The organism is Mariniflexile sp. TRM1-10 (assembly GCF_003425985.1).
Taxonomy (GTDB): Bacteria; Bacteroidota; Bacteroidia; order Flavobacteriales; family Flavobacteriaceae; genus Mariniflexile.
The window spans coordinates 3,814,427-3,838,339 of the sequence record NZ_CP022985.1 but is presented as its reverse complement, the minus strand read 5'-3'; the positions used below and the strand labels follow the sequence as shown (position 1 = coordinate 3,838,339).

The 23,913-nt window shown below is 32.9% G+C and carries 24 protein-coding genes; 10 read left to right on the top strand and 14 right to left on the bottom strand.

What is annotated here, in order from left to right:
• Positions 1-18: 18 nt before the first annotated feature.
• From CJ739_RS15925 to CJ739_RS15890, 8 genes are all read right to left on the bottom strand, one after another.
• Positions 19-1,392 (bottom strand): MBL fold metallo-hydrolase RNA specificity domain-containing protein, encoded by a 1,374-nt coding sequence (locus CJ739_RS15925; protein WP_117177061.1) that lies wholly within the window; start codon positions 1,390-1,392, stop codon positions 19-21.
• A 4-nt stretch (positions 1,393-1,396) separates the two neighbouring features.
• Positions 1,397-2,233, bottom strand: a complete 837-nt coding sequence (locus tag CJ739_RS15920) for an ATP cone domain-containing protein (RefSeq protein WP_117177059.1) — start codon at positions 2,231-2,233, stop codon at positions 1,397-1,399.
• 41 nt (positions 2,234-2,274) lie between these two features.
• Positions 2,275-2,673: a hypothetical protein gene (locus tag CJ739_RS15915; protein ID WP_117177057.1), complete on the bottom strand. Its 399-nt coding sequence runs from the start codon at positions 2,671-2,673 to the stop codon at positions 2,275-2,277.
• Positions 2,674-3,150: 477 nt separating this feature from the next.
• Positions 3,151-4,005, bottom strand: a complete 855-nt coding sequence (locus CJ739_RS15910; protein WP_117177055.1) for a universal stress protein — start codon at positions 4,003-4,005, stop codon at positions 3,151-3,153.
• A gap of 294 nt (positions 4,006-4,299) precedes the next feature.
• Positions 4,300-5,139, bottom strand: a complete 840-nt coding sequence (locus CJ739_RS15905) for a universal stress protein (protein ID WP_117177053.1) — start codon at positions 5,137-5,139, stop codon at positions 4,300-4,302.
• Positions 5,136-5,993 (bottom strand): universal stress protein, encoded by an 858-nt coding sequence (locus CJ739_RS15900; RefSeq protein WP_117179066.1) that lies wholly within the window; start codon positions 5,991-5,993, stop codon positions 5,136-5,138. Before CJ739_RS15900 ends, CJ739_RS15905 begins: the two co-directional genes overlap by 4 nt.
• A 22-nt stretch (positions 5,994-6,015) precedes the next feature.
• Positions 6,016-6,867: a universal stress protein gene (locus CJ739_RS15895; protein ID WP_117177051.1), complete on the bottom strand. Its 852-nt coding sequence runs from the start codon at positions 6,865-6,867 to the stop codon at positions 6,016-6,018.
• A gap of 79 nt (positions 6,868-6,946) precedes the next feature.
• Entirely contained in the window at positions 6,947-8,665 is a 1,719-nt protein-coding gene (locus CJ739_RS15890) for an adenosylcobalamin-dependent ribonucleoside-diphosphate reductase (RefSeq protein WP_117177049.1), read from the bottom strand.
• 239 nt (positions 8,666-8,904) lie between these two features.
• On the opposite strand from CJ739_RS15890, the gene upp reads away from it, so the two are divergent.
• Positions 8,905-9,558, top strand: coding sequence for a uracil phosphoribosyltransferase (gene upp, locus CJ739_RS15885; RefSeq protein WP_117177047.1), 654 nt, complete (start codon positions 8,905-8,907; stop codon positions 9,556-9,558).
• 812 nt (positions 9,559-10,370) lie between these two features.
• Here upp and CJ739_RS15880 read toward each other — a convergent pair.
• The 4 genes from CJ739_RS15880 to CJ739_RS15865 form a co-directional block, all read right to left on the bottom strand.
• Positions 10,371-10,757: a hypothetical protein gene (locus tag CJ739_RS15880; RefSeq protein WP_117177045.1), complete on the bottom strand. Its 387-nt coding sequence runs from the start codon at positions 10,755-10,757 to the stop codon at positions 10,371-10,373.
• A gap of 169 nt (positions 10,758-10,926) precedes the next feature.
• Positions 10,927-11,769 (bottom strand): universal stress protein, encoded by an 843-nt coding sequence (locus tag CJ739_RS15875; protein WP_117177043.1) that lies wholly within the window; start codon positions 11,767-11,769, stop codon positions 10,927-10,929.
• Between the two features lie 200 nt (positions 11,770-11,969).
• Positions 11,970-13,016, bottom strand: coding sequence for a response regulator (locus CJ739_RS15870; RefSeq protein WP_117179064.1), 1,047 nt, complete (start codon positions 13,014-13,016; stop codon positions 11,970-11,972).
• Positions 13,016-14,518, bottom strand: a complete 1,503-nt coding sequence (locus tag CJ739_RS15865) for a sensor histidine kinase (RefSeq protein ID WP_117177041.1) — start codon at positions 14,516-14,518, stop codon at positions 13,016-13,018. The genes CJ739_RS15870 and CJ739_RS15865 overlap by 1 nt, the downstream gene beginning before the upstream one ends.
• Before the next feature lie 171 nt (positions 14,519-14,689).
• Between CJ739_RS15865 and CJ739_RS15860 the strand changes: the two genes are divergently transcribed.
• From CJ739_RS15860 to CJ739_RS15820, 9 genes are all read left to right on the top strand, one after another.
• The gene (locus CJ739_RS15860; protein ID WP_117177039.1) at positions 14,690-14,893 is read left to right on the top strand and encodes a dodecin family protein; all 204 of its coding nucleotides are present in this window, start codon (positions 14,690-14,692) and stop codon (positions 14,891-14,893) included.
• A gap of 354 nt (positions 14,894-15,247) precedes the next feature.
• On the top strand, positions 15,248-15,646 hold the full coding sequence (locus CJ739_RS15855; protein WP_236951530.1) for a hypothetical protein: 399 nt from the start codon (positions 15,248-15,250) through the stop codon (positions 15,644-15,646).
• A gap of 2 nt (positions 15,647-15,648) precedes the next feature.
• Positions 15,649-16,047 (top strand): DUF302 domain-containing protein, encoded by a 399-nt coding sequence (locus CJ739_RS15850; protein WP_117177035.1) that lies wholly within the window; start codon positions 15,649-15,651, stop codon positions 16,045-16,047.
• Positions 16,037-16,339, top strand: a complete 303-nt coding sequence (trxA, locus tag CJ739_RS15845; protein ID WP_117177033.1) for a thioredoxin — start codon at positions 16,037-16,039, stop codon at positions 16,337-16,339. Before CJ739_RS15850 ends, trxA begins: the two co-directional genes overlap by 11 nt.
• Before the next feature lie 195 nt (positions 16,340-16,534).
• Positions 16,535-17,143 carry a WG repeat-containing protein gene (locus tag CJ739_RS15840; RefSeq protein ID WP_117177031.1) on the top strand — a complete coding sequence of 203 codons (609 nt, stop codon included), beginning with the start codon at positions 16,535-16,537 and terminating at the stop codon, positions 17,141-17,143.
• A 13-nt stretch (positions 17,144-17,156) separates the two neighbouring features.
• On the top strand, positions 17,157-18,242 hold the full coding sequence (locus tag CJ739_RS15835; protein ID WP_117177029.1) for a site-2 protease family protein: 1,086 nt from the start codon (positions 17,157-17,159) through the stop codon (positions 18,240-18,242).
• A gap of 10 nt (positions 18,243-18,252) precedes the next feature.
• A complete protein-coding gene (locus tag CJ739_RS15830) occupies positions 18,253-19,326 on the top strand; it encodes an efflux RND transporter periplasmic adaptor subunit (protein ID WP_335645408.1) in 1,074 nt (357 codons plus the stop codon).
• Complete coding sequence (locus CJ739_RS15825; protein ID WP_117177025.1) at positions 19,323-20,585, top strand: ABC transporter permease; 1,263 nt, start codon at positions 19,323-19,325, stop codon at positions 20,583-20,585. Before CJ739_RS15830 ends, CJ739_RS15825 begins: the two co-directional genes overlap by 4 nt.
• Positions 20,586-20,912: 327 nt before the next feature.
• On the top strand, positions 20,913-21,512 hold the full coding sequence (locus CJ739_RS15820) for a hypothetical protein (RefSeq protein WP_117177022.1): 600 nt from the start codon (positions 20,913-20,915) through the stop codon (positions 21,510-21,512).
• Positions 21,513-21,591: 79 nt separating this feature from the next.
• Here the strand turns inward: CJ739_RS15820 and CJ739_RS15815 are convergent, their stop codons facing one another.
• Together CJ739_RS15815 and CJ739_RS15810 are read right to left on the bottom strand one after the other, a co-directional pair.
• Positions 21,592-23,295: an ABC1 kinase family protein gene (locus tag CJ739_RS15815; protein ID WP_117177020.1), complete on the bottom strand. Its 1,704-nt coding sequence runs from the start codon at positions 23,293-23,295 to the stop codon at positions 21,592-21,594.
• Entirely contained in the window at positions 23,279-23,668 is a 390-nt protein-coding gene (locus CJ739_RS15810; protein ID WP_162880247.1) for a hypothetical protein, read from the bottom strand. The genes CJ739_RS15815 and CJ739_RS15810 overlap by 17 nt, the downstream gene beginning before the upstream one ends.
• Between the last annotated feature and the right edge of the window lie 245 nt (positions 23,669-23,913).

The following is a 23,913-nucleotide window of genomic DNA, read 5'->3' as shown; positions in this document are numbered from 1 at the left end:
ATGAACTCATTTTTAATTTTAAATGATTATTTTTTCCACATCAGATAATTTGGGTATGGTAACATCCCAATGATACACATCTTTAATTTTCACCCTTAAAACATCCAAAGCTGTTGGCTCTCCATGAATGAGATATACTTTTTCAGGAATGTTAATAATATTGCTCATCCAATGAATCAATTCTTCCTGGTCGGCATGTGCAGACAGACTTTCCAGATGTTTTATAGTAGCTTTAACGGGATAGTATTTGCCAAATAATTTGATTTCGTGAACACCATCCAATAATTGCCTTCCACGAGTACCTTCTGCTTGATATCCGACCATTAAAACGGTTGTAGATGGTTCGTCAATCAACTGTTGTAAATAGGTCAATACACGCCCACCTGTAACCATGCCACTTCCTGCGATAATGACTTTAGAGCGTTTATCATCTATGGTTTCCCAAGTTTCTTTATAGGATTGCACAATGTTTACATGACGGCTCATGGCACTTATATCGGAACTTGAAAGTTTGTGCCATTTTGGGAAGCGATTAAAAAGCTCCAAAACGTTACTTCCCATAGGGCTATCCATGAAAATGGGAATGTTTGGTATTTTGTTTTTTTGATATAGCTTCCAAAGGATATACATAAGAGTCTGAAGACGCTCAACTGCAAAACTTGGAATGATTAAATTACCCTTTTTGTGAACAGTATCCACAATTATTTCCGAAAGTATGGTCTCCACATCTTCAGACGGATGAAGCTTATTACCATAGGTACTCTCCAGAAAAAGGAAGTCTGCCCATTCAGGGCGTTTAGGATCATCTAACAAATAATCATTGGTCCTTCCAATATCACCAGAAAACACAAAACGTTTTCCATTGATGTCTATTTCTATAAATGTTGCCCCAAGAATATGACCATTATATTGAAAACGATACGCTATGTGTTCCGATAGATTAATCCATTTATCTTCCATTTCAACTTGAAACATGTGGGTTGTTTTTTCGGCCTCCTTTACGGTGTAAAATGGCAATGCAGGGTTGTGTTTGGTATAGTTTTCTTTATTGGCATTTTCTGCCTCTTCCTCATGTATTTTTGCACTGTCCCTTAAAATGATTTCTGCAATGCCCAAGGTAGGTGCTGTTCCTATTATTTTTCCCTTAAAGCCCTCTTTTACCAAGCGCGGTAAATACCCCACATGATCTAAATGCCCATGTGTGAGCAAAACCAGATCAATAGAGCCAACATCAACAGGAAGGTCACACCAGTTGAGTTCTCGAAGCTCTTTGAGTCCTTGAAACATCCCGCAATCAATTAAAATATTTTTTTCAGAGGTTTCAATTAGAAATTTTGAGCCAGTAACCACGCCTGTAGCTCCCAAAAAATTTACCTTCACATAATTATCCATGGCATCAGTGTTTACATAGCATGTTTATCTCATTTAGGATTTTTGCTTTACGGATATCGGAAATACCTAAGTGATCCAGAAAAAACACATCATCTATTAAATCCCTGCAGAGTACAACATCCCTGCTTAATAAAAACTGCTTTTCGCGGCCACTCAGTAAGGTGGAAACAGTTATTGGATATAATCCCAATCGGTCTATACGATCTCTTAAACCGTCATTTTTTGGATAATCCCAACTCAACAAATACAACCCAATGCATTTACCATATTGTAACGCATCTTCAGTAAACCGTGTATTTGTGACCAGCCAGCCTTCATTAAGCACGGTATCACGTGGTTTTGAATCCCAATGCGACTTGACATCTTTATAACGAGAAGCGATGTATAAAGGCACTTTAACATTGCAGTTTCTTCCTTCTTCACTATGAAATTTACATTCAATTACCGTAGTGGTACCGTTCTTACTAGCTAACACATCGATTTCATGCGTCACGCACTCACCTCGTAATATTTCACCAACATGGGTTTGATACCCTGAATATTTTAAAATGGCTCCTATAAAGCGTTCAAAAGGATAGCCTGTGGGTCCCAATTCATAAATTGCTTTTTTAAGTTTGTACTTTGATGCCAGATAACTACCCTTTTTTTTGAGTAATGCAAACGCTCGGTTATAAATTTCTTTTGTAGAGATACCGTCATATAATTCTTCCTGTACTTTATCTATAATTTGGCTTACTGTTTCATTGTTTGCACCAGATTTGCTTAATGATGCATGCAGCTTACCCAGTGAAAACTTTACTTTTTCACCCGAAGATTTAATGACTTCAAAATCAGTTTCCATAGATCCTTAAAAAAATATTATAATAACAACAACTCTATCTATTATTTAGATTCAAAGAAATCCCTTACCCAAGCTATAACCTGATTATCGGTCATGCTATCGGTCTTTCTTTTGCCTTTGATTTTTACACTTATATTTTTATGGTTCTCTTCCAACTCTTTTGCGAATTTTTTATAGGTTTCCGCAGGACCAAAAATGACCAAAGCATCCGTATTGTTTATCTCTTGCACTATATCCTTAAAATAGGATTTAAACTGTTGCTTTTCGCGTTCTAAATATTTAACATCCTTAACGATTTCTTTTGCGCCTCCAATATGTCTATTTGCCGTAACATTATAATTATCTATATCAGAATGGATTATTTTCATGGTTTCCTCATTGTTTTCTATATTAACAATGAGTGCCCTGCTTTTATCTAACCAAATACCTGTGCTTTTCATATGTGAATATTTAGACCCCTACCCCCAAGCCTCCCCAACCCCTCCGAAGGAGGGACTTAACAAAGGGAACTCATACTGGTTCTAAGGGTTGTGTTTATTTGTTTATTCGTTTATTTGTTTATTTATTTATTCAGAATTCTGAATTCATAATTCTTCCAGTCATATGGACACGAGCTATAGCGAACTGGCGAAGCAATCGCTTTATTTTCATTGGTCTTTATGTTTCCAAATCATGGCTTCATTTTCCTATATTGAACTCGTTTAAACTTTTCATAACTGGCTAAAAAATTGTCCTTTTGCACTCGCTTTTTGTCTTTTCTTCCTTCCGTAGCTTTTCCAATGCGACAAGCTGGCTCCTTCTCTAAAAAGGTTTACTAAACCTTTTCTTTACGCTCGGCCCTAACTCAAAAAAGCCTTTAATCGAGCACAAAATGACTAATTTTCGCTTCACTCAAAAAAGTTTAAAAGAGTTTTCTTTTAATTTCTTAAATCATGCATCACTAAAATGGGTACTTTTAAATCAAAACTGATTTCTTTTACCAATGGACGTGTAAGTATGCTTCCGAAAAATGTATGCTTTCTGTTGATAAACGCTACCATATCGCTTTCTCTACTTTCAACAAAACAATTAATAGCAGAGGGAACAGATATATGGCTTAAAGAATGGAATGAATGGCTTATATCTTCAAAATATTCTACTAAAAGTTTTTTACCGTTCAATTGCTCTTCATCCAATTCCTCTTCGTTGGTAACGTGTAATATTTTTATTGAGGCTTTATATCTTTGGGCAATATCAATTAAATAACTTAATTCCCGTTTTTTAAAATGTGTTTTGTAACTGGTTGGAAATACAATCTCTTTTGGCAATTGTATTTTTGCCAATTCTGGAACCACTATGACGGGGCAGTTTCTCACTTTCTCCATAACAATAACGGCTGTACTTCCAAAAACATTGCCTCTCGCTTTTGTTTCGCCTCTGGTGCCCATAACAATGAGTTCGATATCTTTCTCCTCTACGACATTTTTAATGGCCTCCAAAGGATTGTTGAATATTGATATCGTCTGAAAGTTATGCTTTGGGTTTCCTTTCTCTCCAAAAGCGAAAATATTCAAAAGTTTTTCCAGTTCGTATTCGGAGTTTGTTTTCTCAGTTTCATATACTTCACTTCCTGACACCATATTTGCAACGTTGTAAATATTTTTTAAATCGACAGAAAACACATTGAGAAAATAAAATATACATGTCTCATTCTTATAAAGTTCCAAAGCATAATGGATAGCTTGCAAAGCATTCGTTGAAAAATCTGTTGGTAATAATATCTTGCGTTTCATCTGTCTATATTTGTTATTTTTTTAATTGTCTGATGAAATACCCAAATTATTAGGGTGTCCCGAAAACTTTCGGAATATTTAATACGTCTGTGAATGGGCATTTCATGAGTTATTTTTCTTTTGATTATGTAATCATTGTTGTCCGATAAAACTTTTACAATTCACTGAAAACACAGTGAAAGGGCTTTTTAAAGCGATTACCGATTTGTCGCCTAGCTTTTTGTAATAATTAATCTAAATAATCTTCCGAAGGTTCTATTTGTCTATTGTCTATTCTCTATATTCTATATCAGCTCATTCTGGTATTACCAATACGGGAACTTTTGGATGGAAGGCCAGTTTTTTTATCACTGGCTCATTGATTATAGTTTCCAAGAGACTGTGCCTATACTTTACCATAGCAAGCATCTCTATGTTGAGTTCTTCAATAAATGTTGTGATGGCTTCTGCTTTTTTTGTATAATCGGGCAACCAATGAAAACTACATTCATAATCGGCCAGATAGTTTTCAAGCATCGTCATATTATACTTTTGAATATCTGATAATTCCTTTTCGGTGTTAATATGCACGACTCGAATTTTAGAATTGAATAAATCTGCCATACTTTTAAGTGGCCTTAGTTCATCATTATAGAAACGATTGTAATCCGTTGGAAACGCTATTTGCTTTGGCGCAACGAAATCATGTTCATCTGGAACAATTAAAATTGGGCAGTTTTTAATCTTTTTAACGACTTTTACTGTATTGCTTCCAAACAAATAATCAATTGAACCTGTTGCTCCCTTAGTTCCCATAACAACAATATCAATGGCGTTTTGTTTAACTGCTTCATGGACAGCATCCATGAGTTCCTCTTCAAATAAAAGCGTTTTGAAATCATGATTGGCATTGGCATTGGCAATTTCTGTCTGGGCTTTTAATTCTGCTAATTCCTTTAATGCTTGCTCTTTTAACTTATCGATATAATGTGAGGTAATATAGGTCCTGGATACGGGATTTGTGATGTACGTGGAATGCAAAAAATAAAAGGTGCAAAATTCATCAACATATAGTTTTAAAGCATATACGATAGCGTTCCATGCATTATCTGAAAAATCGGTTGGCAATAAAATATGGAATGCCTTGGTTTTCATGACTCGCGATGTGCTTTAGAAGGAATTACCAAAAATGGAATATTCAAATGAAACCCAATTTGATTGATTGTATTCTTGAAAAATAAATTTTCAAAAAACGAATGCTTATTGTTTATCATGACCAACATGTTGATTCGATGTTTAATCTGAAATTTATTGATGGCTTCTACTATCTCCATACTTTCAACATCATGGAATAAATAAGCTGTGCTTTTAAACATATTTTCCAATATCATTTTATGGCTCTCCTGTGCTTCTGTTAAATCATAGCCTGTTGAAACATGCATAGTATTTATTCTTGAATGGTGTGTTACTGCAATATCTACCAGAAGGTCTAAAGATGTCTTTTGATAATCAACATCAAGATCAGTAGGAAACAGAATCTCTTGTGGTGACTCATATTCAAAATCTGATGGAATGGCTAGAATGGGGCATTTTATATTTTTAAAAACCTGAACGGTATTTGAGCCTAACAATACCTCTTTGGCTCCTGTTGCTCCTTTTGTCCCCATAACAATAAGGTCAATATGACGTTCGTCAATCAATTCTTTAATGCCAAGAACCAACGTGTCAAATCTGGCAATCGACTCAAATCTATGGTTTGGATTATTTTCGAATTCCTTGGAAATTCTGCCCATGAGTCTGTCCAAACCCTGTAAGGAAGCCTCTCTTATGGCATCTCCCAAACCGAATTGAGCCGGATATGCCAACATATACTCTACATGATAAATAACGGGAATATACGTGTTAAACAAATGAAAAGTACATTCTTCATCTTTGAAAAGTTTTATTCCATATTTGATAGCATTCCATGAATTATCTGAAAAATCGGTGGGCAAAAGAATATGTTTCATAACCAATAATTTTTTAATGTATTTATATATAACGGGTGGCATTTTGGAGTGCCAAAAGTGGTATTTTAAGGTCCACACTTACTATATCTATTTTAGAAGGAAATAGCATATCCTCCAAAAATGAATGTTGGGTATTGACCATAACCAACATATCTATGGCATTATTCTTTATATAATTTTGAATCGTTTCTGCTATTTTTTTACTGTGTACTATGTGAAAATCAATATTGGTTTTACAGATGGTTTCTTTTATAAAAGCTTGGTTATCTTCTTGTCTAAGTGATAATTTATCGCTTTTCGAAATATACAATACATCAATAATGCTTTTATAGGATGCGGCTAGGTCACATACTAATTTTAGTTCACGATGTTTGTATGGAATTAGATAATCAGTTGGAAACAAAATACGTTTCGGCTGCGTATTGGTATAATTTGAAGGAATCGCCAAAATAGGACATTTCACATACTTCAGAACTTGAAAAGTATGGCTTCCAAATATAATATGTCGTTCATCAGACTTTCCTTTCGTACCCATTACTATCAAATCAATATTTTTAGCATCCGCAATGAGATTAGCTTCGTCCACCAGCGTATTGTAAGCAGATATGGTGTGAAAAGTGAATCTAGAGTTTAATGTCATTTTTTTTACAGTCTCAAGAAGATTTTCGAGATTTTTTTCCGATTGGTTTTTCACTTTATCCAGAATGTCATCAAAAACCTCACGAGATGCCAACTCTTCATGATTATAAAAGTCATTTTGATAGGCATGCATAAAGAAAAAATCAACCTTTTGATGTTTAAAAAATTCCAATGCATATTTGACCGCATTCATTGAATTTTCAGAAAAATCTGTAGGAAGAAGTATGGATAGCATCGCATATACTTTTTAGGATTCCAGATAAATTTAAACTTTTTTATAAATAGAAAATATGATATATATCAGATAAAATCAATTAGCAATTTGTACTATTGTTAAGACTGCACTTTTGAAGTATCTGATGGTCTTTACTGCCATAGCGATAAATTGTAATACCTTTTAGTTTATATTTCCATGCTGTCATATAGATGTCCGAAACATCTTTAACACTAGCATCTTGAGATAGATTTATAGTTTTTGAAACGGCATTATCAGTGAATTTCTGAAAAATCTTTTGATGCAATAAATGGTACTGCCAAGATATTTCCAAACTTGTTTTAAATAACAATTTTATTTGTGAAGGTATGCTTTCTATTTCCTGAATGCTACCAGACTGGTAAATTTGCTTTTTCAAGGCATCGGTCCATAAATTCAGTTCCTTCATTTTTTGTAGAAAAACACCATTTAGGGCTGTTTGTTTTTTTCCACCTAAGATGCCAACTCTTATATAAGCCAAGGCAAACAAGGGCTCAATAGAATACGATGTGTTTGCAATAACCGAAATGGTCCCTGTAGGTGCCATACTATTACAAGTAGCATTTCTCATTTTGTAAATTGGAAAAAAAACGCTTCTTTCCCATTCTGGAAACACACCTTTTTCCATGGCTATAGCTGCTGAAGCCTTATAGCTTTCTTGCTTAATAAATTTCATGAGTTTTTCACCTAAAGTGAGTGCCTTCTCGGATTCATAAGGCATTTCCAATAAAATGAGAAGTTCTGCCCATCCCATGACTCCCAACCCAATTTTCCTATTGGATGTTGTTATCGCCTCCACCTCCGGCATTAAATAATGATTTACTATGATAATATTATCTAAAAATCGAATGGCAATTTGGATAGTAGATGCTAATTCCTCCCAATCAACCTCATATTTATTATTGACCATACGTGTCATTTTTGAAAGATTGATAGATCCCAAATTGCAACTTTCATAATTCAACAAAGGCACTTCACCACAGGGATTTGTACAATTTATATTTCCTTGTTTTGGTGTAGGATTTGCTGCGTTTATAGTATCCAAAAATACCAATCCGGGATCTCCGGTTTTCCAAGCTTCTTCGACAATCAGTTGCCATATTTTTTTTGCTTTGAGCGTTTTCTCTATATGAAGCGTACGAGGGTTTATAAGTTTCCAAGTAGAATCATTTTCAACAGCTCGCATAAAATCGTTTGTGATACCAACGGAAATATTAAAATTTTCAATGGCTTTTTTACTGGATTTTGATTGAATAAACTCAAGAATGTCAGGATGATTGACATTTAAGATCCCCATATTGGCTCCTCGCCTTTTGCCTCCTTGTTTCACGTATTCCGTAGCAGCATCATAAATTTTCATAAAAGCAACTGGACCAGATAATGTCCCGTTTGTGGAACTCACCAAATCATTTTTAGGTCGTAACTTCGAAAAATTAAATCCAGTACCACCTCCACTTTGGTGTATCAAAGCAGCATGCTTCAAAGTCGTAAAAATACTTTCAAGGCTATCCTCTATTGGCAAAACAAAACACGCACTTAATTGACCATTTTTACAACCTGCATTCATTAATGTTGGTGAATTTGGCAAGAATTTCAGCAGACTCATAAGATTATAAAACGTATTCTCCCAATCTGCAACATGCGCCTTTTCACAACTTGCAACAAATTTGGCTACCCTACGAAAAAGCTGTTCGGGATTTTCAATAAGTGCGCCTTTACTATCTTTTAGTAAATAGCGGTCTTCAAGAATTTGTATGGCATTTTTAGTCAATATTTCCATAGCAGGGGCGATTAGAGTTATGAAAGCGATGCATACTTCTTAACTTTTAAGACTTTAATAACTCATCATTAGCCATATAAAACAATTGAATATGAATTTTCAGGTGCATATTTATGACTGAAGTTAAGAGATAATCTAAATATATCCAGATGAATCAATAACATCAATGATATATGTCATTTAAAAATTGAATTTTATTCATCAATTTTAATCCACATAACACATTAATCTCAAAACCAATGATTGTGCATGATTTTTCTACCAACAATTCTATTTTAAATCAATTCATATCTGAATTAAGGGATGTTGATATACAAAAAGATGCTATGCGTTTCAGAAAGAATATTGAGCACATTGGTGAAGTATTAGGATATGAACTAAGCAAAACATTACATTATAAAATTAGAGATGTTAAAACACCTTTTGGGAGCAAGACGATGGCCGTATATGAGGATCAACTTGTTTTATGTTCAGTGCTAAGAGCTGGCCTAACTTTACATCAAGGATTATTAAATTACTATAACAAAGCTGAGAATGCATTTATATCGGCCTACAGGCACCACAGCAATAACAGTGATTCTTTCGAGATTGTTGTTGAATATCTTGCATCACCATCACTTAATAACAAAACCTTGATTTTATGCGACCCGATGGTGGCTTCTGGAAAAACCTTGGTTAATGTGCTGAAAGCTTTTAAACGACATGGGATACCAAAACAAATACATATAGTCGCTGTTATAGGCTCAAAAACTGGGGTAGAATATATTAATAGTATGTTTCCTAAAAACACCCATTTATGGATTGCCACCATAGATGACAACTTAAGCAATAGAGGGTATATTATTCCCGGTCTTGGTGATGCTGGTGATCTATCCTTTGGAATAAAATTATAAGGATTATTTAAGGGTTGTTGAATCAAAAACGGAGAAGTGTCTAGCTTCTCCGTTTTCTTGGACATTCAATTTTATCTTGTAACCTTTTCTAACCGCTAATATTCCTTCATTGCTAAAGAGAATTTAGCTTTTCAGTTAAAAACAACTTTGAATGTCTTTTTGTAAATATCTTAATACTCATTATAAAATTTAACAGTAAAAAACAGGAAGCCGAAACTTCCTGTTTTCCCAAAACATTCAATGATGCTATCTAACATGCGGTTTTCTGCAATTGACCATTATCAAATGACCAAATGGAGGTTTTCCTGTTGTATAACAGCTTCGAACGCCTTGTTTCGACCTTGATATCTTACAATGGCAAGGTCTATGCTTTTTAAAAAACAGGAAGTCGAAACTTCCTGTTTTCCGAAGAATTTAAGTTTATCAATTAACATTAAAAACAAACAGTAATATAACTTTATTCCTAAAGGGCAACTGATAATGTTATGTCAAGTAATATCTCCAAATTCTTCTTGAAGGCTAAAAAATCATACGATTTATAGACTTCATATATTTTCAAATGAGAAAGAACGTTTTTATTTATGATGCTAATTTACTATACGAAAATGAATTTGAAACTGATATATATCAGTTTGTAAAAAAAAATTAAAAACGACACCAATCACCTATAAAATATAAACGAAAGCCAGAATCAGTTCTGGCTTTCGCTTCTGATTAATAGCTCAATATTTAAGGACTTTCATCCTAATCTTTATATTATAAAAATATAGAATGGATACATTAAATGAAATGATTATTATCAGTTTTTAAAACTAATAAAGCACAATGCCATAGACCTGATTCAAGAGAAAGAGTCCCGTTAGAAATAGCAAAATATAAATAACTTGTACCAACTTAATATTTATAAAATTCAGCCAACTTACTGTTGCTTTTGGTATGATAAAAAGTGCCACACCTATGAATAAAGACGTCCATCCAATAAGGGTTATTATTAATGTCCATGATGGGCTCCATATATTATGGAACAATACATTCAACAGCCCTACAATGGTTGCTAAAAGTGATGATAAGATAAGAAATTTTTCATCCTTAAGGTCCGTAAAGATTTGTTTAATCCTGATGGGATTGAAGGTCAAGATCACAAAAAATATGATGAGGTACCAGCCCCAGAATTTTCCCAAAAAAAGTGATGCATCCATAGATATTATTTTTATGAAGCCAATAGAAGCTCTATTAATAGATAGAATTTAATAAATAAATTTATTGAAATGAACAATCCCCGAGGGGTATTTTGATTATTTTATTTTGTCCTAAAGGCACAAAAAACCGAAATCCATTGTTGAGATTATCATGATAATTATCAGCTAACTATTCATGAATTACTAAAAATGGAATATTGGTATGGTAGCTTATTTCTTCAACTTTGGAATGGAATAAAATTTGTTGAAAAAAGTTTAAATTTTTAGCCACCATGGCAATCATATCAATATCCCTGCTTTGAACAAAACATTCGATAGCATCTTCAACATCTTTATTGGTAAGATTATAAAATCTCATTTCAAAATTACTGAAATAATCCTGAAGCAAGTCTTTATTATCTTGCTGACTCAAACTCAACTTTTCAAAATCATGGCTAATATGTACAACTCTTAAACTTGCATGGTGCATCTCTATGATTTCATAAATAGGTTTCAGGAGATTCACACCATAGGTCAAAAAATAATCTGTGGGAAAGGCTATTTCGTTCAGGTTAGTAAACGTCGCATTTTCCGGCACAATCAACGTCGTACACTTTACTTTTTTGATAACATCTGCAGCATTGCTTCCAATAATTATTTTTTTTAAGCCAGTAGCCCCTTTAGTTCCCATTATAATCATGTCGATTTTCTTTTCATCCACATACTTACGAACAGAGTCTATAAAAAAATTATAGTCTGTAAGCATGAAAAAATGGTGGTTCTTATTAACAGGAAATTCTTGGGATATACGCTTCAGGGTTTTTCTTAATTGTAATTTTGATGGCTTTATAAAGGTGTTTTCAATTAAATCTTCAGTATCTATATGGAGTGAATCTTCAGCCATCGCATAATTCAATATATTGACATGCAATAAATAAAAAGTGCAGGTTGAATTCTCATAAAATTTAAGTGCATATTTAATGGCATTCCATGAGTTTTCAGAAAAATCTGTGGGCAGTAAAATGGTTTTCATCTGTTTATTTTTATTTTTTTTATTTATCAGATGGAATACCCTTAATAATCATCCTCGTGTGTGAACGCTATTCTCATGGGTGTTTCATATAATTCAAGTTTCATCAGTATTTAATTACTTTAGTAGGTTCTTAACAAATATATAGGGTTATATGGCATTCTAAAATGATTTCCATCATGTTTCGAAATAATGACTGATGGTCAATAAATATCCTGAAGCTTTTTTATATCCAAAATTTTAATATTTCTTCCTTCAATTTCAATAAGACCCTCTTTTTTAAAATTAGTCATGGCCCTAATAAACGTTTCAGTTGCAATGCCGGCCACACTGGCCAAATCACTTCGGGAAATCTTAATAGGGTCTTCTGGTTTTCTGTTCATTTTTTCTGCAAATTTCAAAATAGCTGTTGCGGTTTTCCTATTTACAGAACTGTAAGCCATTTGCAATAATTGATCTTTGACATCTATAAGGTCATTAGTAAGTAGCTGAATGAGCTCCAAAGTGACCTTATGGTTATTATCGAGAATGTTTTTGAGTTGGTCTTTTGAAATACCAACCAACTCTGTATTCTTGATAGCCGTTGCAGCTTCCTGATAGGGAATGTTTTGAATAAATGATGTGTATCCAAACAAATCATCTTCTTTATATAAGGCAGTTGTAAGCTCTTTGCCTTGTTCATCTAATTTATGGCATTTTACAACACCCTTAATAACCAAAAAGATATGATTGGAATTTTGCCCTTCTTTATAAATGGCTTCGCCTGCCTGAAATTGAAATGCCTCCCCATTATCATCAAAAAAATTTTTAAGATCATTGAGCGTTCTGATCTCATCATTATTTTCAACTTTTTCCAGAATATCCTTGTTTTCCTTTAAAATAGCACCCTTTGCCAAACGACTTTCAATGGCCGTTATAAGATCTTCTTCATTAAATGGTTTGGTAATATAATCGTCTGCCCCAAGATTCATTCCCAGACGTACATCCTTTCGATCTGTTTTTGCAGACAAAAAAATGAATGGTATAAACTTAGTACTTTCATTTTTGGAAAGCAACTCCAAAACCCCATAACCATCCAATTCTGGCATCATAATATCGCAAACAATAATATCTGGATGCTGTTGGATGGCTTTTTCAACACCTACCTTACCATTGGAAGCCATAATGACTTCATACCCTGAGAGCTCCAGTATTTCTGCCGTGTTCCCCCTTAGTGAGACATCATCTTCTATTAGTAATACTTTCGTTATCATACGGGATTATTTGGTATGGTTAAAATAAACGTTGACCCTTTATTTTCCTGGCTTTTAAAGGTTATTGTGCCACCCAAATTCTCTATATGGGACTTTGCGATATTAAGACCAATTCCCGTCCCCTGGGTTATTAAAACATTTTCTGCCCTAAAGTAACGATGGAATATATTCTTTTGGTCTTTCTCTGGAATTCCAATACCAGAATCTATAATTTCGAAAGTTGTCTTGGATTCGTCTTGCTTGATATTTAAATGAACAACCGTGTTTTCTGATGAATATTTGATAGCATTATGCACTAAATTGGACAGGGCCAATTCTAAAGCCTTTTCATCTTGTACCAATGATATATCCTCTATTTTTTCAGGATATATAATTTGTTGCCCTTCCTTTAGCAACATATTGGCATTGTAAACAACTTCATTAATTAATTTACTCAACCTAAAAGTAGTAAATTTGTAATTTATTCTTCCTGCTTCCAATTTTTCAATAGACAAAAATTCGTCCAGTATATTATTTAGATAATTTACTTTATCTGTAATCATTTTAATATGTTTTTCCCTTTTGTCTTGATGCTCTTGCAATGAATATTTACTTAAAAGGATGCAAGAGGTCAATATCGTGCTCAATGGAGTTTTAAATTCGTGGGAAACAAGAGATAAAAATTTGGTTTTCAATTCATTAATATTTTTTTCTTGTTCGAGTGAGGCTTTAAGCTGTTTTGTTCTTAACGCCACTGTTTTTTCTAGTTTTTGGGTATAATTTCTTTGCTCTGTAATGTCCAGAACGATTGCTACAAAGACTTCCCTCTCTCCTAAAACCGATAATTCCAAATTCACATACACAGGATATGTGGTTCCATCTTTGCGTTTATGGATCGTCTCAAATTCAATTTTGCCTCTATTTTTTTTGACTAAAGGTTCTGCTAGCTTTCTTATTCCCTTTTCATTAAATTCAGGTTTAATGTCCATGAGGGTCATTTCTTTTAATTCATCCAATGAATAACCTAGGTTTTTTTGCGCACCATAGTTGGCATTAATGAATTTTAGCGAAACCAAATCGAAGACATAAATCTCGTTTAATGAATCATCAAATATTTTAGATAGGTAATTGCGTTCTTGTTCGACTTGTTTGCGCTCTGTAGTGTCAATGATAAGAGCCATTATATAGGTTTTATCGAAAACTGTAAACGGATTCAAGCCAACCTCTACCGGGAATTGATGGCCATTTTTATGCAATGCAAATAAATCACGATCATGGCCCATTTTACGTTTTTCACTATTTTTATAAAAAACATCGAAATAAGTGTCATGTTTGGAGTGGTGATTTTGTGGTATTAATGTATTTAACCTCTTTCCTATTAATTCCTGTTTGTTATAGCCAAACATAGTATCGGCAGAAATATTTGTGGAAACAATGTTTTGATTTGCATCTACAATAACAATGCCCTCTGAAACCGCATCAGATAAAATTTTAAAAATATCCTTGTCGTCTTTAAACATTTATTTTCGGGTTAAAAGGACTATAAAGATAAAACTTATTGTACTAATTATCACGGTATTATTTCAATAATAATAACAAAATTGACAGGAAATAAGCGTCCTGATATATATCATTATAAACGTGACGTTCATTTATTATTTTAGATGCATTAATTTATAAAATATAAAATCATGGGAGTATTAAAAGTCATTGAAATTTTAGGCAATTCACAAATCAATTTTGAAGATGCTATAAAAAACATTGTTTCTGAAGCCGCAAAAAGCGTCAAAGGAATCAAATCTGTTTATATTAAGGACATGCAGGTTTCTGTAAAAGAAAATCAAATTACCGAATATAGGGTCAATGCCAAGGTAACATTTAGCGTACAAGATTAAGAGACTGTCTAAGAGACTGTTTAAATTTTATCCTTTGGCTCTTTTATGTGCCTTTTTCCACCATACTTCAGCTATTTTTCGGTCCATAGCTATGACTATGAATCTCAAAATACCTTAGTCTGACAAAAAAATACCCTATAAAACATTCCAAAAACGAAATTTAAACAGTCTCTGACAAAAATTCTTTTGTTCAAAACCTTTCTATGTTATACGCTCTGGAAAGGTTTTGTGTTAAAATGAATCGAAAAGTACAGTAGCTTTAAAAATGAGTTCATGATATATATCATATAAAAAAATATGCTATTTTTTAATTTTGTATAAAGCAATACCATTAAAATGACATCTAAAAAGCACATGACCTTAAAATTTTATCAGAATTTGGGTAAATTATTTTATGCCATGGCTGCTGCAGACGATAAAGTACGCGAAGCAGAAATGAACAAACTCAAGGAGCTTGTTAAAAAAGAATGGCTGGATGTTGATGATATTGAAGACAAGTTTGGAACGGATGCCGCCTACCAGATAGAAATTGTTTTTGACTGGTTATCCCAACCCCAGGATGTTGAACTTAACATTAAAGACTGTTATGATGATTTTGTAGCCTATAAAAAGGAGCAAAAACACCTATTTACAAAAGATGTAAATCGATTGATTCTTAAAACGGCAAATGCTATTGCAGAAAGTTTCTCTGGAAAAAACAAATCGGAATTAATGCTTTTGGCTAAATTAAATATCGAATTAAATAAAGAATAACCATGAGCTATTATTTTAGTACAGTTATTAAAGGTGATTTTGATCACATAGTAGACAAAACAACAGTATTACTTCAAAAAGAGGGCTTTGGTGTGCTTACCCAAATAGACCTCCAACAGACTTTAAAGAAAAAGCTTGATGTTGATTTTAATAGATATAAAATCCTTGGCGCTTGCAATCCACAGTTTGCTTACAAGGCGCTTCAAATAGAAAATAAAGTTGGTACCATGTTGCCTTGTAATGTCATTGTACAAGAACTCAGCAACGGAACTATTGAGGTGGCGGCGGTCGATCCCATTCAATCCATGCAAGCGATAAAAAACCAAGCATTGGAAGCTATTGCCCATGAAGTTTCGGACAAACTAAAGAACGTCATTAAAAACCTAAAAGATGAAAAGTAATTTTAGCAGTATTATCGATTCGAATGTTCCAGTCCTTGTCGATTTTTTTGCCGATTGGTGTGGTCCATGCAAAATGTTGTCACCCATTTTAAAAGACGTGAAGACTGAACTTGGTGATAAAGTCAAAATTGTTAAGATTGATGTCGATAAAAATGAAGCATTGGCAACACAATACCAAGTGAGGGGTGTTCCCACCATCCTTTTGTTTAAGAACGGCAAACAATTATGGAGACAATCTGGTGTATTGCAGAAAAATGACATTATCAATATCATAAATAGCCATAGTCAATAACGAGGTTAAATGTTAGAAAGTTCTGAGTTCTGAGTTCAGAGTTATGAGTTTGATGTAGATATGAAGTTTGTGATACACGATTCAACGGAATTACATCGAATTCACATTAAATAAGGAAGTGATCAATCATGATCAATATCATTTTATAATAGCGTTACAAATTCTACCTTAGGGTCTATTATAAAATATTCGGTCATGAAAAAATTACTAATTATACTTCTTATTATTCCTGTTATTACTTATGCACAAACAACAGAACTGCTAGATTTTATAGCACCTTTTAGCGATGACGTAGCAGCTGTTAAAAAAGGTGATTCTTGGGGGTTTATAAATGAAAAAGGCGCTATTGTTATAGATTTTCGGGATGATTTGGTTCTAACGGAAGTCGATGGTTACAAATACCCCGTTTTTAAAAATAATCGATGCCTAATTTCTGAAAGTAAAAATGGCATTATATACTTTGGATACATTGATAAAACAGGCAAAACAGTGATTGCCCCCAAATTCTTAAATGCTTCAAACTTTAATAACAACAAAGCCATTGTATTAGATATTTCTAAGGAAAAACTTGGAACTAATAATCTATTAGGTAAAAATGTCGTCAACTATAGGTATTATGAAGTTATTATAGATACTAATGGGAATATTGAACATTATTTAAACCCACAAGGAGCCCATATCGTTTTAGATAAAAAATTTCTGAGAACAACACCACCAGAAATAACATCAAAAAGAATATCTGATAACCTGTATGCTGTTATCACAGAAAACGAGAAATGGAAAATAGTAACAGCAAACAACTAATAACCTATTTTCAATGAAAGCAAACCTTCATTTGGGCAGTGTTTCAGGTATTAAAATAATAGTGCATTGGACATTCTTTTTTTTAATTGCTTGGATAGTTTTAAGCGAATTAAATCGTGGTGGTACTACCGAAAGTATTTTATTTAATACTGCACTGGTATTAGCTGTTTTTGTATGTGTAGTTTTACATGAGTTTGGACATGCTTTAACCGCCAAACGCTTTGGTGTAAATACTAAAAAAATAACATTACTCCCCATTGGTGGTATGGCAAGTTTAGAGCGTATACCAGAATTGCCAAAGCAAGAACTTTTGGTTACGTTAGCTGGTCCTTTAGTAAATGTCATTATTGCTATTTTTCTATATTTTATTGTTCCTATTGATGAGTTTATGCACTTAAATTTCACAGAAACCTTTGAATCACTTACCAATTACACGTTTCAAAGTTTTTTGTTTTATTTATATTTAGTCAATATTGGTTTGGTGGTTTTTAACCTGATTCCAGCATTTCCTATGGATGGAGGTCGCATTCTAAGAGCCCTTTTAGCTATGAAAATGAATCGTGTTAAAGCAACACAAATCGCATCGGGTGTAGGACAATTTATAGCGCTACTCTTTTTATTAATAGGTTTATTATACAACCCATTTTTAATCATTATTGCATTTTTCATTTTTTTAGGCGCTTATGGTGAAAACCAAATAGTTCAACATTTGGAGTTACTTAAAGGACATAGTGTTGAAGAAGCTATGATCATTAACATAACCACTTTTAACCCAGACGATTCTATAGATTTGGTTGTAAACAAAATCATTTCAGGAACAGAAAACAATTTTGTTGTTATTAAAGATCATCAAATTAAAGGCATTTTATACCATAAAAATATCATTGAAAACTCCAATAAAAATATATTGGTAAAAGATATTATGGAAACAACTTTTAAAACCGTCAAAAATACTGATGATCTCAATGACATTTATCATATTGTTTTTTCTGAAAAAAAATCATTTATACCCGTTTTAAAAGAAGAAAAGCTTGTTGGTGTTATTGATGCCACAAACCTAAACGAATATATTTTATTACAAGCCAAATTATCTAGTTGATATGAATCGTATGTTATTCCTAAGTGTTCTTTTTATCATAACGTCTTGTTCCAAAAAAAAGGACAGAATACTTCCAACACAAAAGCCTTTAACCGAGTCTGTATATTCTTCAGTAACCATTCAACCTGATAGTTCATACCAAGCTTATGCTATAGTTTCTGGTATTTTAGATGCTAATTTAGTTGAAGAAGGTGATGTGGTTTTAAAAGATCAAGCGATTATACAAATCATTAATAATACGCCTAAACTTAATGCTCAAAGTGCTAAATTGGCTTTGGAGCTCGCTAAGGAAAATTACAAGGGAAAAGCGGCAGTTTTAAGCGGTATTCTAGATCAAATACATGCTGCTAATCTTAAATTTAAGAACGATTCCATTAACTATTTCAGACAAAAAAACCTTTGGGAACAAAAGATTGGATCTAAATTAGAATACGACACCAAAAAACTGAATTACGAACTCTCAAAAAACAATCTACAAACCCTTCAAAACAATTATGAGAGAACAAAAAACGAATTACAAACCGCTGTAAAACAATCAGAAAACAAGTATCAAACAGCCTTGATAAGTACTAAGGATTTTACGGTAAAAAGTAAGATTGATGGTAAAGTATATGCACTTTACAAAGAACCTGGGGAAATAGTAAATACCATGGAACCTCTTGCAGCTATTGGTAGCGCTTCTAATTTTATTATTGAAATGTTAGCAGATGAAGTAGATATTGTAAACATTAAACTAAATCAAGACGTTTTAATTCATTTAGACGCCTATAATAGCACCGTTTTTAAAGGAAAAGTCTCAAAAATATATCCCACAAAAGAGGAGCGCAATCAAACCTTTAAAGTTGAAGCGGAATTTGATAAGCAGCCTGAGGTTTTATATCCAGGACTTTCTGGGGAAGCCAACATCATTATAGCCACAAAAGAGCATGTATTGACCATCCCGAAAGATTATTTGATAGAAGGCGATAAAGTTGAGACAGACAAAGGTATTATAAAAGTTAAAACAGGTTTACAGAACATGGAATATATAGAAATAACCGGTGGGATTACCGAAAACACCTATATCTATAAACCAACGCAATAATGAACTGGAAGGTTATTCTAAATATTGCCAAAACCCACTTGATAACCAAGATCAGACAAACATCCATAGCTGCATTGGGTGTTACTTTTGGCATTGGATCCTACATTACTTTGGTTTGTTTTATGACTGGTTTGAATACCATGCTAGACGATTTGATATTGAATCAAACGCCGCATATTCATATTTATAACGAGATAAAGCCTTCCAAGAAACAGCCATTGGCTCTTTATGACAAATTCGATAATAGCTTCAATGTGGTGCATTCCATAAAACCTAAGTTAAGTCAAAAAAAGATTCACAATGCCTTACCAATCATTCAGTATTTAGAAGACGATCCTAATGTTAAGGGTGCACTTCCACAGATTAAAACCTCCATCTTTTATATGGCAGGTTCCATCGAAATTGGTGGCAACCTCACAGGCATTCATGTCATGGATGAAGCCAATCTATTCAATTTGAAAGATTATATTGTAGAAGGTTCGCCTGAAGCCTTGGACATCACTGATAATGGGATTTTACTTGGAATTGGAATAGCTGAAAAGATGTCGCTATCCGTTGGCGATCGTGTTCAAATAAGCACCATTAACGGCGATGTGTTTCCATTAAAAATAGTTGGATTTTATCAAAGTGGTATTGCTGATATTGATGCCATCCAAAGTTTCGCCAATCTCAAAACTGTTCAACGCGTTTTGGGTGAAACTGAGAATTACATCACAGACATTCATGTTAAATTAGAAGATATAGACTTGGCTTTTCCAATGTCAAAAAAAATTGAGCAACAGTTCAACTTAACAGCTATTGATATTAAAACAGCAAATGCACAATTTGAAACAGGAACCACCATTAGAAACCTTATTACCTATGCAGTTTCCATAACCTTGCTTATTGTTGCAGGATTCGGTATTTATAACATTTTGAATATGCTCATTTACGAAAAAATGAATGACATTGCCATCTTGAAAGCTACAGGTTTTTCAGGGAAAGACGTACAGTATATCTTTATGAGCCAAGCCATGATTATTGGGTTTTTAGGCGGTATTTTAGGGCTGCTAATTGGCTACGGACTGGCAAGTTTAATAGGCACCCTTCCTTTTAAAACAGCCGCCTTACCAACAGTTACTACCTATCCCGTAAATATCAATCCACTATTCTTTATAATCGGTTTTTCATTCGCCATGGTTTCCACGTTTTTGGCTGGTTACCTTCCTTCCAAAAAAGCCAAGAAAATAGATCCAGTAACCATCATAAGAGGGCAATAAATGCGTATATGGATTCCATGAAGAACGGCTATACTTGAATTGATTTTAGCTTCAATATTTAAAATTATAATAACATCATTATATCTAAAATGACCAAAATGGTGCAGTAATTGTTGGTTCTTATTGAATATGAAAAGAATAGAGTCCTATTAATGTATTATTCTTCACAAACACATATTGAAACTGATGGTTATCATTGCGTGAATTCTGTTTTGTTAAGATATTTAGAGACTGTACAAATTTTGTTTTCGGAATATTTATAGCGGATTATTTCGTCAAAGGATAAAACTTAGACAGTCTCTTAATAACATTATAAATCTAATAATCATGAAAAACAAGGAGATTCATTTTGTGGATAAAGTTATAGACGCACTTAGAAAATCGGCTAAGGAGTTAGAGGAATTTCAAGTGAAAGCTGCTTTAGGAAAGGCTGAAGCCCATGACAAGTATGAAGAGGTTAAAAAGAAATTTAATCAATTTATACATGACAGCGAATTTAAAATTAAAGGAGTAAAAGAAAAAATTGATGAACTCCATACCAAATTTGATGAACTTCGCGTACAATTGGCTTTAGGAAAGGCAGAGACTAAAGATATTTTTAAAAAACAAAAAAAGCAATTGCTTTCAACAATACATGACATTGAAGTTAAAATTAAAACCAACGAAACTTTAAATAGAATGTATACATTAACTCTTATTGAAATAGAACAATTTAAAATTCAACTAGAGATTTTAGAACAAAAATTTAATAAAGATAAACCCGAAACTAAAGATGCTTTTGAAAAAAGTAAAAAAGACTTTAACTCTTTTATAGATAAATTTAAAGCTAAATATACTAAGGAAAAAGAAGAAACCAAACTGGAACATTTTCAGAATGAAATCTCTGAGGCTTTCGACCATTTTAAAAAAGCATTTTCTAAACCCTAAATAGTTATATTTTTAGGTAAAAAGAGCAATATTTATTGTTCTTTTTTTTTGAATTAAATGAGGATAATCTACATATAATTCAATAATCATAATCGCCTTTCTTTATATTTGATAGCATACCAAACGCTAAAATTACTGCTAATGTAAAACTAGAAATACCCAACATTGAAATGCCTTTCCAAAGGGGCTGTATTTCAAATATTATAAACAAAGACGCTCCAACTATGAGGGCCACCATAATAAAAGCCGTAATTAATTGCTTTGTGATTCTTTGAAGCGTATGAACCATGGGGTCAATACCTTTATGGGTTAAATCTACTTTTATTTGACCGGAGTTTATTTTGCGTATAGCATTCTTTAAGTCTAACGGAAATTCTTCCATATAATCTGTTAGTTCCACAATTGAATTAACAATTTTTTTCCCGATTATTAATGGGCTGTATTTTTTTGTAGCACTATCTTTTAAATAGGGTTTGACGATTTCAAATTGCTCTAAATTAGGGTCCAATTTTTCAATTACCCCTTCAATGGTAACTAAAGATCTTGCAAAAAGGAAAAAATAAGTAGGCACTTTTAAGCCATGGGTAATTATAATATCTTTGAGTTCCAATAAAATAGTACTCATTTCATTTTCATGCAAATCCCTTACATAATATTTCTCTACAAATTCATTAATGTCAAACTCTAAATCCCTCATATTTAAAATCGGCGCATTGTTTGAAAGTTGTTGTAAGGCTCGAATTATTTTTTTAACATCTTTATTGGTAATAGCAAAAAATAGCTTTCCAAAAATTGATATATCTCTTGGCAACATACTTCCCATCATACCAAAATCCAGATAACAAATACGATTATTGGGCAATACCAGCAAATTTCCAGGATGAGGATCGGCATGAAAGAAACCATATTCAAAAATTTGTTTAAAATAGCTAATGGCCAATCTTCTAGCAATAACTTTGGTGTCTATCTCTTTGGATTTCAGCTCTTCAATTCTATCAATTTTAATTCCTGAAATAAACTCTAATGCTAAAACTTTTGTTGTAGTGAATTCTTGATATACTTTAGGTGCTTGAGCAAATTGTTCGAAAGAACCATCTTTTTCCAAATTATTATAAAATCGTTGTACGTTAATGGATTCATGAATAAAATCTAGTTCTTTTAATATAGAAGCTTCAAAATTTTTAACTAACCCAATAGGATCAAAACTTTTTAAAGACGGTATTCTCTTTTCTAAAACATGGGCAATTCTATACATAACTTTAATATCCTCAATAATAACATCATAAATTCCGGCACGTTGTATTTTTAAAGCGACCCGTTTTCCAGAATGCAATGTTACTTTATGTACTTGAGCCATAGATGCCGACGCAAAAGGAGTTGGTTCAAACCAAGCAAATAGGTTTTCTACTTTATCTTTTAATTCTATTTCAACGACAGCTTTAGCTGCACTTTCAGACATTGGTGGTACATTATCCTGAAGTTTTTCCAACTCAAAAGTTAATTCTAATGGCACTAAATCCGGTCTGTTGCTTAAAATTTGACCAAATTTTATGAAGGTGGGACCTAACTCTTCGCAAACCAATCTCATCTTTGCCCATTTGCTATACTGTGTTACACGTTTTCTTGTGGAATTTGGAATTAATTTTTGAATGAATGTATAGTGCTTGTTTTCCTCAAGATATTGTACCAAATCCTCAAAGCCATATTTTATTAAGACTCTTAGAATTTGGTTATATCTTGAGATAGATTTTAACCGTTTTATAACATCAATTATAAGCCCCATATTGTTTTGCTTCCAATTTATTGAGTCTTGCTTCCAACAATGCTTCTGAATTTTCCAGCTTTTCTATTTTTTCATTTAAAGCTTTAATTTCGTCTAGATGAGCTACATTTATTTTTTTATAAAACTTAATAACCAACTCTTCTATTTTCTCATTTAGTTCTTCTTTTAGCTCATGGGTTTTTAAAATAATTTTATCCATAAACTCCAATTCGTTTCCATTTTCGTCTAATTGCGATTCGGACATTGCTTTATTGATATTAGCTTTACTCTTTTCTGAAAATGCATTTATTTTTTCCAAAAAGTGGGTGTCTCTAGCTAAAATATACATGCTAGAACTTAATGTGAGCAACTCCAAAATTGTTTTAGTTTTCATCTGTTTATTTTTATTGTTTTTTAATTGGCTAATGGAACACCCTTAACAATCAACCTTGTGCGAATGCCATTCTCATGGGTGTTCATATGTTCAAATTTTATTCTCTAGCGACAACATATCGTATCGTCTTTCTAATCCTTGGTGTTTATGGATAACATTATTTCTATTGGAGTTTGATAATTTATCCTTTGCTTGTGCGAACTTGTTGTTAATAGCGATTTCATAGCCTTATAATTTACCTTAAA